The 12,775-nt window shown below is 75.4% G+C and carries 12 protein-coding genes; 2 read left to right on the forward strand and 10 right to left on the reverse strand.

Features of this window, described 5'->3' with window-relative positions:
* Positions 1-313: 313 nt before the first annotated feature.
* The 4 genes from ABZ858_RS34430 to infC all read right to left on the reverse strand — a co-directional run bounded on the left by ABZ858_RS34430 (position 314) and on the right by infC (position 2,873).
* Positions 314-1,165, reverse strand: coding sequence for an RNA methyltransferase (locus tag ABZ858_RS34430; RefSeq protein ID WP_361387940.1), 852 nt, complete (start codon positions 1,163-1,165; stop codon positions 314-316).
* Positions 1,166-1,386: 221 nt separating this feature from the next.
* Positions 1,387-1,770, reverse strand: a complete 384-nt coding sequence (gene rplT / locus ABZ858_RS34435; protein WP_006141703.1) for a 50S ribosomal protein L20 — start codon at positions 1,768-1,770, stop codon at positions 1,387-1,389.
* Between the two features lie 98 nt (positions 1,771-1,868).
* Positions 1,869-2,063 carry a 50S ribosomal protein L35 gene (rpmI, locus tag ABZ858_RS34440; protein ID WP_004933563.1) on the reverse strand — a complete coding sequence of 65 codons (195 nt, stop codon included), beginning with the start codon at positions 2,061-2,063 and terminating at the stop codon, positions 1,869-1,871.
* A 111-nt stretch (positions 2,064-2,174) separates the two neighbouring features.
* Complete coding sequence (gene infC / locus ABZ858_RS34445) at positions 2,175-2,873, reverse strand: translation initiation factor IF-3 (RefSeq protein WP_361387943.1); 699 nt, start codon at positions 2,871-2,873, stop codon at positions 2,175-2,177.
* 348 nt (positions 2,874-3,221) lie between these two features.
* Between infC and ABZ858_RS34450 the strand changes: the two genes are divergently transcribed.
* Positions 3,222-3,578 carry a DUF1844 domain-containing protein gene (locus tag ABZ858_RS34450; protein ID WP_361387946.1) on the forward strand — a complete coding sequence of 119 codons (357 nt, stop codon included), beginning with the start codon at positions 3,222-3,224 and terminating at the stop codon, positions 3,576-3,578.
* A gap of 1 nt (position 3,579) precedes the next feature.
* Here the strand turns inward: ABZ858_RS34450 and ABZ858_RS34455 are convergent, their stop codons facing one another.
* From ABZ858_RS34455 to ABZ858_RS34465, 3 genes are all read right to left on the reverse strand, one after another.
* The gene (locus tag ABZ858_RS34455) at positions 3,580-4,329 is read right to left on the reverse strand and encodes an SseB family protein (protein ID WP_361387949.1); all 750 of its coding nucleotides are present in this window, start codon (positions 4,327-4,329) and stop codon (positions 3,580-3,582) included.
* A gap of 924 nt (positions 4,330-5,253) precedes the next feature.
* Complete coding sequence (gene mycP / locus ABZ858_RS34460) at positions 5,254-6,432, reverse strand: type VII secretion-associated serine protease mycosin (protein WP_361387952.1); 1,179 nt, start codon at positions 6,430-6,432, stop codon at positions 5,254-5,256.
* A gap of 34 nt (positions 6,433-6,466) precedes the next feature.
* Positions 6,467-7,369, reverse strand: coding sequence for a hypothetical protein (locus ABZ858_RS34465; protein WP_361387955.1), 903 nt, complete (start codon positions 7,367-7,369; stop codon positions 6,467-6,469).
* 949 nt (positions 7,370-8,318) lie between these two features.
* On the opposite strand from ABZ858_RS34465, the gene ABZ858_RS34470 reads away from it, so the two are divergent.
* On the forward strand, positions 8,319-9,521 hold the full coding sequence (locus ABZ858_RS34470; RefSeq protein ID WP_361387958.1) for an amino acid deaminase/aldolase: 1,203 nt from the start codon (positions 8,319-8,321) through the stop codon (positions 9,519-9,521).
* Positions 9,522-9,566: 45 nt separating this feature from the next.
* Here the strand turns inward: ABZ858_RS34470 and ABZ858_RS34475 are convergent, their stop codons facing one another.
* From ABZ858_RS34475 to ABZ858_RS34485, 3 genes are read right to left on the reverse strand one after another with little or no spacing between them, the layout of a single operon-like run.
* Positions 9,567-10,541, reverse strand: coding sequence for a DUF2510 domain-containing protein (locus tag ABZ858_RS34475; RefSeq protein ID WP_361388045.1), 975 nt, complete (start codon positions 10,539-10,541; stop codon positions 9,567-9,569).
* Positions 10,542-10,595: 54 nt separating this feature from the next.
* Positions 10,596-11,387 carry a 3-oxoacyl-ACP reductase gene (locus ABZ858_RS34480; protein WP_361387961.1) on the reverse strand — a complete coding sequence of 264 codons (792 nt, stop codon included), beginning with the start codon at positions 11,385-11,387 and terminating at the stop codon, positions 10,596-10,598.
* Positions 11,384-12,757 (reverse strand): aldehyde dehydrogenase family protein, encoded by a 1,374-nt coding sequence (locus ABZ858_RS34485; protein ID WP_361387964.1) that lies wholly within the window; start codon positions 12,755-12,757, stop codon positions 11,384-11,386. The genes ABZ858_RS34480 and ABZ858_RS34485 overlap by 4 nt, the downstream gene beginning before the upstream one ends.
* Positions 12,758-12,775 lie beyond the last annotated feature (18 nt).

Below are 12,775 nucleotides of genomic sequence, written 5' to 3' on the forward strand. Positions count from 1 at the left end.
GTACCCCATCTTCCCGACGGTGCAGTCGGCCCCCGGGCAGGTCACCCTACTAGGGCCTGTTGCGAAAGTGGCGTCGTCGCCCGGAGGGCGGCCGGGCGGCGTCCGGTGCGTGCTCTGGGGGCCCCTGCTCGAAGAGCTTGGGGGAATGCCGCCCGGAAGCCCCCGTACTGGGCGTACTCGGGCTTTCGGGCGGTGCGGCGAGAGGGCGTGCCGGGCGTCGCGCGGCAGGCGCCACTTTCGCAACAGGCCCTGGGCCTGACGTCGGATTTCCGGCCGTCCGCAGGCCGGGCGGCCGGAATCCTGCGGTGGCCGGTCAGCCGCGGGCCGCGCCGCGGGGGCGCTGGGCGCGGGCCGACGCGTACAGGCATACGGCGGCGGCGGTCGCCAGGTTCAGGCTCTCGGCCCGGCCGTGGATGGGGACGCGGACGACGGCGTCGGCCAGGGCGCGGGTCTCCGCCGGCAGGCCCCATGCCTCGTTGCCGAACACCCAGGCGGTGGGGCCACCCATGGTGCCCCGGTCCAGTTCGTCGTCGAGGTCGTGCTCGCCGGCGCCGTCGGCGGCCAGGATCCGCACCCCGGCGGCGCCGAGTCCGGCCACCGCCTGCTCGACCGGGACGCCGACCGCGACCGGCAGGTGGAACAGGGAGCCGACGGAGGCGCGCACGGCCTTGGGGTTGTACAGGTCCACGGAGGCGTCGGTCAGGACCACGGCGTCGGCCCCGGCGGCGTCGGCGCAGCGCAGTACGGTGCCGGCGTTGCCGGGGTCGCGTACGTGGGCGAGCACGGCGACGAGGGCGGGGCGGGCGGCCAGGATCTCCTCGAACGGGGTGTCGAGGAACCGGCAGACGCCGACCAGGCCCTGCGGGGTGACGGTGGTGGAGATCTCGGCGATGACCTCTTCGGAGGCGAGGTGCGTCCGGGCGCCGGCGGCGCGGGCCTCGCCGATGATGTCGGCGTAGCGCTCGGCGGCCTCGACGGTGGCGAACAGCTCGACGAGCGTGGCCGCGCCGTCCGCGCCCCGGTGCCCGGCGGCCTCCCGTACGGCCTGCGGCCCCTCCGCCAGAAACAGCCGGTCCTTCCCCCGGAAGTTCCGCTTGGCGAGCCGCCGGGCGGCCGAGACACGGGCGGAGCGGGAGGAGATCAGCTCGGGGCTGACGGGGGGCATGCTCTTCTTCACCTTCAGGACGACTTCAGGACGGCTTCAGGACGGCTTCGGCAGACGGATCGCGCCCCCGAAAGGGGGCGGGGAACTGCGCGCCCGGCCACGACGGCCCCGCGGCGGACGGACGGCCGCGGGCCCCCGAGACCGCGGGCCCCCAACAACAGGACCCGCAAGCCGTGAAGCCTGCGGGTCCTTCAAGTCACCGGCTCAGGGCCAGTGCGGCGTCACGCGGCCTTCGGCGCGTTGACGTCGCTGGGCAGAGCCTTCTGCGCGACCTCGACGAGCGCGGCGAACGCGTTCGCGTCGTTGACGGCCAGCTCGGCCAGGATCTTGCGGTCGACCTCGACGTTCGCGGCCTTCAGACCCTGGATGAAGCGGTTGTACGTGATGCCGTTGGCGCGGGCAGCGGCGTTGATGCGCTGGATCCACAGCTGGCGGAAGTCACCCTTGCGCTTCTTGCGGTCGTTGTAGTTGTAGACCAGCGAGTGGGTGACCTGCTCCTTGGCCTTGCGGTACAGGCGCGAACGCTGACCGCGGTAGCCGGAGGCCTGCTCGAGGATCGCCCGGCGCTTCTTGTGGGCGTTGACTGCCCGCTTGACGCGTGCCACTTGTTAACTCCTTGTAGCGGGGTCGTGGGGATCTGCACACGACCCGGAAACGATTGGGTCCCGGTTCTGACGCACGGCGCTCACAGGGCGCCGCGGCGTCACTTGCCGAGAAGCTTCTTGATCTTCGCGGCGTCGCCCGGGGCCATCTCGGCGTTGCCGGTGAGGCGACGCGTCACGCGGGACGACTTGTGCTCGAGCAGGTGGCGCTTGCCGGCGCGCTCACGGAGCACCTTGCCGGAGCCGGTGACCTTGAAGCGCTTGCTGGCACCGCTGTGCGACTTGTTCTTCGGCATAGCGCCGTTCTCTCCTCGTCGGTGGCGCTCCGGTGCCCGGTCGGGAAAACCGGGCACGGTGGAGCGTCGCTCTTGTTTCGGTTACATCCTGGGACACGGGGTCCCGGGGGGTCACGCCTCGGCGTGCTCCTCGGCGGGCGCTTCGGCCGGCGCTTCGGCCGACTCTTCGTCCGGCGCCTCGATGTCCGCGGCGTTCTGCGAGCGGCCCGGGTTGGCCTTCGCGTCCGCCTTGCGGGCTTCCTGCGCCTGACGGGCCTCGGCCATCGCCTCGGTCTTCTTCTTGTGCGGACCGAGAACCATGATCATGTTGCGGCCGTCCTGCTTCGGGTTCGACTCGACGAAACCGAGGTCCTGGACGTCCTCCGCGAGGCGCTGCAGCAGCCGGTAGCCCAGCTCGGGCCGGGACTGCTCGCGACCACGGAACATGATCGTGATCTTGACCTTGTCGCCCTGCTTGAGGAACCGGACGACGTGACCCTTCTTGGTGTCATAGTCGTGCGGGTCGATCTTCGGCCGGAGCTTCATCTCCTTGATGACCGTGTGCGCCTGGTTCTTGCGCGCCTCACGGGCCTTCATGGCCGACTCGTACTTGAACTTCCCGTAGTCCATGAGCTTGCACACGGGCGGACGGGCGGTCGCCGCGACCTCGACCAGGTCCAGGTCGTACTCCTGCGCAAGCTCCAGTGCCTTGGCCAGCGGGACGATACCCACCTGCTCGCCACTGGGACCGACAAGTCGCACCTCGGGAACGCGAATCCGGTCGTTGATGCGGGGCTCGGCGCTGATGGATCCTCCTCGGTAGCACCACACGGCGGTCTGGCGGACAGCCGCGTACGTCTGTGTTCGTGGGACCTGACCGCGCCGAAGCAGCAAAAATGCCCCGGGACGATCACAGGCGGGGCTCCTCGAACTACCGGAGCGACCGCCGCGATGGTCGCGGGGCGCGCTTTCGGGCGGGTCCGCGCCGCTGGGACGGGACCGCCTGACCGGTGACCCGCCGCCCGGGGGGCGGTCAGGTGGGAGTTCGAAGCCTCCACTTGTGGCCGGGCTCGCTCGCCATCAGGCATGCGCGTCCGGCCGGTCGCCCACCAGATTAGCAGGATCGCTTGACAAGGGCGAATTCAAGGGCGAGGGACCGGACCGCCTATCGTGTGGGGCATGAGTGAGACCTCCCCCGACAGCCCCGACTTCGACGCCATGACCCGCGACATCGCGGAGGTTCCCGCGGTCGAGGTGATCGTGACGGTCGCCGTCAACCTGATGAGCGCCGCCGCCGTGAAGCTCGGACTGACCGAGGAGGGCGACACCTACAAGGACCTGGACGAGGCCCGCAAGCTGGTGACCGCGCTCGCCGGGCTGCTGGACGCCGGCACGACCGAGATCAGCTCCTTCCACGCGGCGCCGCTGCGCGACGGCCTGAAGTCGCTGCAGCTGGCGTTCCGCGAGGCCTCGCTCGTCCCGGACGAGCCGGGCCAGGGCCCCGGCGAGAAGTACACGGGCCCGGTCTACGGCTGACCTACTCCGCCGCGTACTCCTTCACGTACAAGGGCTCGCCCGGCGGCGTCGCCCCGGCCGGCAGCAGTGCCAGGTCGAGGCCGCGCTCCAGGCGGGCCCTCAGTGTGTCGCTGGCGGCCAGCCGCGCGGCGACGGCGCGGGCGACCTCCGCCGGGGCGGCGGCCGAGGCCGGGTCGAGGACGAGGGCCAGGGTGCCGTCGGCCTGCCCGGGTCCGAGGTGGGCGCGGAGCACCGCCGGTTCACCGGCCACCGCCTCCCGCACGGCCGCCACGACCGCCGGGTCGGCGAGCGGGTCGGCCGTCGTACGGCCCTCCGCGAGCGCCCGCAGCGCGGCCCCGGTCAGCTCGAAGGCCACCGGCCCGGCCAGGTCGAGGACCACCGTGTCCGCCCGCTCGTGCGCGGCGGCCTCCAGGGCCTGGTGCAGGCGTACGGCGACGGGGCGGGCCGCCGGGTCCCAGCGGGCCAGGGACGCGGTGGAGGTGAAGGCGGGCAGCGCCGTGCGGTGACCGGCCTTCAGCGTCGGTACGGCCATGTCGCTGGTCTTCTCGCGGCGCAGCCCCTTCTCGTCCTCCTCCACCTCGCCGAGCACGGCGACGACGGGCACGAGCAGCCGGGCGCCGGCCAGGGCGCGCAGCACCGGGTCCACGGCGCTGCGGTCCCCGGCCCAGGCGGCGAGCGCCGCGGCCAGGACGGGATCGGCACCGCCGTCGTCGTCGGAGAAGCCGGAGTCGGGAATGTTCTTGTTCGCCACGGTCCCGACCTTATCCGGGGGCGGGGGGTGGCCTGTCTGGGGGCGGGGCGGCTTGCCTGGGGGCCATGGGGTGGGGGTGGGGGTGGAGGCTGGGCCCGGGACTTGGGTCGGGGTCGGGGCTTAGGGCGGGGCCGGGCCTTGGGGCGGGGCCGAGGCATGGGGGCGGGGCCGAGGCATGGGGGCGGGGCCGAGACGCTGGGCTGGAGCCTCGGGCCGGGTCCGGAGTCGGGGCCTTGGGCCGGGGCTGGAGCCTCGGGCCGGGACCGGGGGCCGGGGCCGAGATCTTGGGCCGGAGCCGGAGCCGGAGCCTTGGGCCGAGCCGAGCCGAGCCGGGCCGGGCCGGGACCTGGAGCTGGGGCCTTGGGCCGGGGACCCAGGCCATGAGCCGAGGGCCCGGGCCGCGAGCCGGGGGTCGGAGCTGAGATCTTGGGCTGGGGCCTTGGGCCGGAGCCTTGGGTCGGGCCGGAGCCGGAGCCTTGGGTCGGGCCGGAGCCGGGACCTGGGGCTGGGGCCTTGGGCCGGGGTCCCGGGCCGTGAGGCGAGGGCCCGGCCCGCGAGCGGGAGGTCGGAGCCGAGATCTTGGGCCGGGGCCTTGGGCCGGAGCCGGGACCTGGGGCTGGGTCATTGGGCCGGGGACCCGGGCCATGAGCCGAGGGCCCGGGCCGCGAGCGGGAGGTCGGAGCCGAGATCTTGGGCTGGGGCCTTGGGCCGGAGCCGGAGCCTTGGGTCGGGCCGGAGCCGAGATCTTGGGCCGGGGCCTTGGGCCGGAGCCGGAGCCTTGGGTCGGGCCGGAGCCGGGACCTGGGGCTGGGGCCTTGGGCCGGGGACCCGGGCCATGAGCCGAGGGCCCGGCCCGCGAGCCGCGAGCCGGGGCCGTCTGGGGGCCGGGCCCGTCCGGGGGCCCGGGCCGGGGCGGAGCGGGGGCTACAGGCGGAAGGCGTTCTCGTCCTCGCGGCGGCCCCGCCACAGGACGCCCGCGACGACCAGCAGGACGCCCCCGGCGCTGCCCGCCAGCGGGCCGGCCCAGCCGGAGGTGGTGGTGCCGGTGGTGACCGGGTCGGGGCCGGGGCCGAAGTAGCGGCCGCCGTAGGCCGTCGTCCGCAGGCCCTCCGGCTTGAGCCGGCCGGCCGCCGCGAGGGCGGCGACCGGGTCGACCATGCCGTACCCGCGGGAGTCGTCGCGGCCGCCCACGGGGGCGTCGTCGGCCGTGTCCTCCAGGAGTTTCTTGATCTGCGCGGGCGTCAGCCCGGGGTGCGCGGCCTTGACGAGGGCGACGGCGCCCGAGACGAAGGCGGAGGCCGCGCTCGTGCCCCAGCCCTCGTAGTACCTGTGGTCCGGGTCGGCGATGACGATGCCCACGCCGGGCGCGCTGACCGTGGCGTACCAGCGGCGGGTGGAGAAGTCGGCGCGGGTGCCGTAGCGGTCGACGGCGGTCGCGGCGATCACGCCCGGGTAGGCGGCCGGGTAGGAGACGTGGTCGCCCTTGTCGCCGCCGTTCCCGGCCGAGGCGACGACGACGGTGCCCTTCTTCAGGGCGTACTGGACGGCCTCGTCCTCGGCGGGCTCGGGGTGCGCGGCGTCCGAGTCGTCGCCGAGCGAGAGGTTGATGACGTCGGCGCCCTGGTCGGCGGCCCAGCGGATGCCGTCGGCGAGGGCGTCGGCGCGGGTGGTGCGGGCCCGGGTGCGGGCGGGGTCGCCGTCCTCCAGGATCACCCGGACGGGCAGGATCTTCGCCTCGGGGGCGATCCCCATGACGCCCTCGGAACGTCCGGGGCCGTGGCCGTGCCCGGCGATGATGCCGGCCATGGCGGTGCCGTGCCGGGCCCAGGTGCGCTCACCGGGGTGCGCGCCGAAGCCGACCAGGTCCTTGGTGGGCAGGACGTTCCCGGCGAGGTCGGGGTGGTCGGTCTCGACGCCGGTGTCCAGGACGGCGACGGTCACGCCCTGGCCCTTGGTGGTCCGCCACGCCTGCTGGGTGTGCAGGGCGTCCAGGGCCCACTGCTGGGCGCGGATGCCGTCGGCGTACGCGGTGGTGGCGGGGCCGAGGGCGAGGGCGGCGGCGAGCAGCAGGCCGAGCGCGCCGCGGGTGCGGACGGCTTTCACGAGGGCCACCTCTCCGGGGCGGGGCCGGCGGTCGTCACGAGGGCTGCTCCGTGGCCGGGGCGGCGGTCGTGCGGAATCCTCGTTCGATGCGGTCGGCCAGGCCCTGCGCCTCGTTGCCGAGCCCGGCCTGGGCGGCGGCCGTGGTGGCGCCGGCCTTCATCGCGTCGGCGGCCGGCTGCGGGGTGTCGGCGGCGCGGCCGTCGGCCCAGCCGGAGACGGCGTAGACGACCACGGGGGCCTCGGTGAGCACGGAGACGGTCCAGGACGCGCGCTGCCGGTCGCCGAAGGCCGCGGCGACGGTGTCCGGGGCGGGGTAGGGGCGGGGCACGAGGTCGGTGCGCCGGGCGAGGTCCTCGGTCCTGAACCGGGTGGCCAGGGAGCGCATGGCGGGGGCGTCGGCCGTGGTGAAGAGCAGGCCGACCGTGGTGACGAAGCTCTGGGTGGCGTCCGTGTAGGTGGCGCGCAGCAGGCGGGCGCAGCCGACGGGGGCCAGGACCTTGTGCAGCAGCGGGTCGAAGGCGTTGACGCAGCCGCTGTCGGGGGCGACGGCGAGACGCGTCCAGGTGCGGTCGGCGCCGCCGGGTCCCGCGCCGCGGCCGTCCACCGTGGGCGGGAACAGCCTGTCGACGGGGACGCTGTGCCACAGCGTGCCGGCCGTGGCGTAGGTACCGGCCGTGCCGCCACCGCCGGAGTCACCGGTGAGCCAACTCCCGGTCGCGGCACCGCCGATGAGGCCGACCCCGAGGACGACGCACGCGGCGGCCACGGCGACGCGGGGCCGCACCCGCGCGCCGAGCGCCCGCCCGCGCCCTCGATCGTCGTAGCCCTCGGGCTCACCGAGGGCCACGACGAAGTCGGGAGCCGGGGCGGGTGCGGCGGTGCTCCAGGACGGCTCCGGTCCGGACGCGGCGGCGGTACGCCCGGCCGGTGGGGCCACCGAAGGCGGCGGGCCCTCTGCGCAGGGCGTGCCCGCGGCGGACGGTTCGTGCGCGGGGACGGGCCGCAGCCGGACGGTGGTCTCGGAGGCGACTTCGGCCGGGGCCGGACCGGTCCGGCGGGCCGCGGCGGAGGCAGGGGCCGGAGCGGGGGTGGAGGCAGGGATGTTCCCCGCCGTGTCCCAGGGGGTCCTGGGGGGCGGCGGGGCCGCGGTCTCCGCGACCGGCCGCGGCGGCGCGGTGGCGGGCGCGGGGTCCGGTACAGGGCCCGGTGCGGGGGCAGTTGCCGCGGAGGCGGCCGGTGCTCCGGCGGCTGGACGTGCCGACGGCGGCCGGTGGTCCGGGCGCGGCGGTACGCCCCCCGGCGCGGGCCGGCCGGGCGTCTCGCGGCCGGATGTGGCCGAGGTGCCCGTACGGGGGCTGGTGGGGCCGCCGGGACGCGTGGCGGTGGGGCGGCCCATGGTGGGCCGCTGGTCGGGGAAGCGGGCCGAGGCCGGGGGCGGAGGGGCCGGGTCCGTGGGGCGTCGACCGCCGGGGGCCGCCGTGCCGGTAGGCGCGGACGTGTCCTCGTGAGTGCCGGGGAGCGGCGGCGGAGCGGCAGGGGGCGTCGGGCGGGGAGGTCTCGGGGGGCGCGGGGGTATCGGAGCGTGGCGTGCTTCCGTGCTCATGCACCCCCCGTTTCCCGTGCCCGGGCCGTTTCCTCGTGCGCGGCCGTCGTTCTCCTCGCCCCGGTGCCGACTGGTCGTCACCGGGCACGCATACCCGTACGGACGACGTGCCATCCCGGCTCGACTCCGCGACCGGGGCTTCGCGCCGCGGGTGCGGGCCCGCCGTACGTGCGCGTCACTCTACGGGCTGGCCGGGCACCGGAGGGAACCGGTCCGCGGCCCCGGGGCATCTGCCCGGAACGTCCCCCTACCCTGCGGTAATCCTGTCTGGCAGGCTGCGCACATGACCGCACGCGCCGCCGACCGGGCCCGCTACGACCGGGCCACCGCCCACCTCGACGCCCCCGTCGCGATCGTCGACCTGGACGCCTTCGACGCCAACGCCGACGATCTGCTGCGCCGGGCCGGCGGCAAGCCGGTCCGGGTGGCCAGCAAGTCCGTGCGCTGCCGGGCGCTGCTCGAACGCGCCCTGGCCAAGGACGGTTTCGCGGGTGTCATGTCGTTCACCCTGGCCGAGTCGCTGTGGCTGGCCCGCTCCGGGTTCGAGGACGTGCTGCTCGCCTATCCGTCGGCCGACCGGGCCGGGTACGCCGAACTCACCGCCGACCCCAAGCTCGCCGCCGCCGTCACGGTGATGATCGACGACCCGGCGCAGCTCGCCCTCGTCGACGCCGCGCGCGAGGGCGGCCGCGAAGTGGTCCGGGTCTGCCTGGAGTTGGACACCTCGTTCAAGCTGCTCGGTGGACGGGTGCGCGTCGGCGCCCGCCGCTCCCCGCTGCACTCCCCCGCCGAGGTCGCCGAGCTGGCCCGCGCGGTGGCCCGCCGGCCGGGGTTCCGGCTGGTGGGCGTCATGGCGTACGAGGGGCACATCGCGGGGGTCGGTGACGCGGTGGCCGGGCGGCCGGTGCGGTCGCGGGCGATCCGGCTGATGCAGGCGGCGGCCCGGCGGGAGCTGGCCGAGCGGCGGGCGGCCGTGGTGCGGGCGGTCCGGGCGGTCGTCCCGGACCTGGAGTTCGTCAACGGCGGCGGGACCGGCAGCGTCCAGTACACCGCGGCGGAGGACGCCGTCACGGAGATCGCGGCCGGTTCCGGGCTGTACGTGCCGCGGCTGTTCGACAACTACACGTCCTTCCACGGCCGTCCGGCGGCCCTGTTCGCGCTGCCCGTGGTGCGGCGGCCCGGGGTGGGGACGGTGACGGTCCTGGGCGGCGGCTACCCGGCGTCCGGCGTGGCAGGTCCCGACCGCCTGCCGGTGCCGTACCTGCCCGAGGGGCTGCGCTACGACCCGCAGGAGGGGCCGGGCGAGGTGCAGACGCCGCTGCTCGGCTCGCCCGCCGACGACCTGCTGATCGGTGACAAGGTGTGGTTCCGGCACGCGAAGGCCGGGGAGCTGTGCGAGCGGTTCGACGCGCTGCAGCTGGTCGAGGGCGACCGGGTGACGGCCACCGTGCCGACGTACCGGGGCGAGGGCCGCGCCTTCCTGTGAGCCCCGGGCCGCCCGGACGGTGGTCACGGCCGTCCGGCGGTCCGGTCAGGTGGACGGGCCGAGGCTGCTGCCGACGCCGCCGCCCGTGGCGGCGTCGCCGACCGCCCGGATGCCCTTGGTGATCTTGTCCATGTCGCTCAGGGGCGGTCCGTCCGGGCCCGCGTCGAAGGCGAAGCGGACGACGACCGGCGCCTCGGTGCCCGTACTGGACGCGAAGGCCAGCGACTCGACGTAGCCGCCGGGCCCCTTGGCGGTCCGCACCCGCCAGCGCACGTAGTACCCGGCGCGGCCCGCGACCGCCACCGGCCCGGAGGCGACCGCCCGGTGGGAGGTGATGCCGTCGTAGAGGCGCTGCCCGGCCGCGTTCTGGTCGTACGCCGTGTCGGCCGCGTCCTCGATGTCGCTCTCGGCCAGCGCCCGCGGTGACGTCTCGGCCGTGTTCGGCGTCTTGGTGCTGACCAGGCCGTGCCGGCAGAAGCCGCCGCCGGCGGGGCAGTCGTAGGTCCCGTGGGTGGTCATGATGACGTCGTCGTCGGAGACGTACTGCGGCCGCTCCCAGCCGTGCGGCAGCGGCAGGGTGACGCCGTTGAGCTGGTCGACGACGCGGGACGGGTCGCCGGTGGCCGAAGGGGACGGGGAGGCGGGGGCGGGGGCGGCGCTGGTGGCGGACCGGTCGCCCGGGGTGGCCGTGGTGGTGGTCGCGGTGGTGGCCGCGTCGCCGCCGCGGCCGAGCAGCACCACGCCGGTGACGGCCGACGCGACCAGGACGGCCCCCGCGCCGGCCAGGGCGATCGCCTTCCCCCGGGCCGGGCGCCCGCCGGCGGGCGGGGCCGACCGCACCGCCAACGGGCGTGTGGGCGGCGTGGGCACCGGCGTCGCGAACGCGGGCGGTGCGGGCGCGGGTGGCCGGTCCGGCGGCGCCCCGGGGGTGCGCCGGTGGTCGGTCCAGGACATGCCGTCCCACCAGCGCTCCAGGTGCGGGGCCGACGGATCGCGGTACCAGCCGGGCGGGGGTGTCATGCTCACCCCGGCACTGTAGGCCGGTTCGCTGTGGCCCACCTACGGCGGAGTCACCTACAGCGGAGTGACGTACGCGCCCGAGATGCCCCCGTCCACCAGGAAGTCGGTGGCGTTGACGAAGGAGGAGTCGTCGCTGGCGAGGAAGGCGACGGCGGCGGCGATCTCCTCGGCCCGCGCGAACCGCCCGAGGGGGATGTGCACCAGACGGCGCGCGGCCCGCTCGGGGTCCTTGGCGAACAGCTCCCGGAGCAGCGGGGTGTCGACCGGGCCCGGGCAGAGGGCGTTGACGCGGATGCCCTCGCGGGCGAACTGCACGCCCAGTTCCCGGGACATGGCCAGCACGCCGCCCTTGGAGGCGGTGTACGAGATCTGCGAGGTGGCCGCGCCCATCCGGGCCACGAAGGAGGCGGTGTTGATGATGGAGCCCCGGCCCTGGCGGCGCATGTGGGGCAGGGCGGCCTTGCAGCACAGGTACACGGAGGTGAGGTTGACGTCCTGGACGCGCTTCCACGCCTCCAGGCCGGTGTCCAGGATGGAGTCGTCGTCGGGCGGGGAGATACCGGCGTTGTTGAAGGCCACGTCGACGCTGCCGTAGGTGTCGTACGCGGCCGCGAACAGCGCCTCGACCTGCTCGGGGTCGGTGACGTCGACCTGCACGAAGAGCCCGCCGGTCTCCTCGGCGGCGGCCTTGCCGCTGGTCTCGTCGATGTCGGCGCAGACGACGTGGGCGCCCTCGGAGGCGAGCCGGCGGGCGGCGGCCAGGCCGATGCCGCTGCCGGCTCCGGTGACGACGGCGGTACGGCCGACCAGGCGGCGGCAGACGGTCTCGGGAGTCTTCTCGGTCACTGTGCGGGGCCCTCCGTGCTGATGAAGACGTTCTTGGTCTCGGTGAAGGCGCTCAGGGCGTCGGGGCCGAGTTCACGGCCGACGCCGGACTGCTTGAAGCCGCCGAACGGGGTCCCGTAGCGGACGCTGGAGTGGGAGTTGACGGACAGGTTGCCCGCGCGGACGGCTCCGGCCACGCGCAGGGCGCGGCCCAGGTCGCGGGTCCAGACCGAGCCGGCCAGGCCGTAGGGCGTGTCGTTGGCCAGGCGGACGGCGTCCTGCTCGTCGGTGAAGGGGAGCAGGACGGCGACGGGCCCGAAGATCTCCTCGCGGGCCGCCGGGCTGTCGGGCCGCTCGCCGGTGAGGACCGTGGGCGGGAACCAGAAGCCGGGTCCGTCCGGGGCGCCGCCGCGCAGGGCCGGGGCGTCCTCGGGGACGTAGGACCGTACGCGGTCCAGCTGCCGCCGGGAGATCAGCGGGCCCAGCTGGGTCTTCTCGTCGGCCGGATCGCCCACCACGACGGCGGCCAGCGCGTCGGCGAGGACGTCGCGGGCCTGCTCGTACACCGTCTCCTGGACGAGGATCCGGGTGCGGGCGCAGCAGTCCTGGCCGGAGTTGTCCAGGAAGGAGAAGGGGTCGAGGGCGGCCTCGATGTCGGCGTCGGCGAAGACGATGTTCGGGCTCTTGCCGCCGAGTTCGAGGGTGACCGGCTTGACCAGGCGGGCGCAGCGCTCCATGATCTCGCGGCCGGTGCGGGTGGAGCCGGTGAACACGATCTTGGCGACGTCCGGGTGGTCGGCCAGGGCGCGCCCGGTGATGTGGCCGTGGCCGGGCAGCACCTGGAAGAGGTGTTCGGGCAGGCCCGCCTCCAGGGCCAGTTCGGCCAGCCGGAGCGAGGTGAGCGGGGTGGTCTCGGCGGGTTTGAGGACGACGGCGTTGCCCGCGGCGAGCGCCGGGAAGGAACCCCAGGCGGCGATCGGCATCGGGAAGTTCCAGGGGGCGATCACGCCGACGACGCCGAGCGGTTCGAGGAAGGTGACGTCCCAGCCGCCGGGCACCGGGATCTGCCTGCCGAGCAGGCGTTCGGCGCCGCCGGCCGCGTACAGCAGCAGGTCGCGGGCGTTGCCGGCCTCCCAGCGGGCGTTGCCGAGGAGGTGGCCGGCCTCGCGGACCTCCAGCCGGGCGAGTTCCTCGGTGTGGGCGTCGACGGTGTCGGCGAAGCGGCGCAGCAGGCGGGCCCGGTCGGCGGGGGCGGCGGCGGCCCATCCGGCCTGGGCGCGCGCGGCGCGGGCGACGGCGGCGGCCACGTCCTGCGCGGTGGCGGCGGGGACGGTGGCGACGACCTCCTCGGTCGCCGGGTCGAGGACCGTCAGCTCGTGCGGGTCGGACACGTGGGGACCTTTCACAGG

Source organism: Streptomyces sp. NPDC047017 (genome assembly GCF_040644175.1).
Taxonomy (GTDB): Bacteria; Actinomycetota; Actinomycetes; order Streptomycetales; family Streptomycetaceae; genus Streptomyces.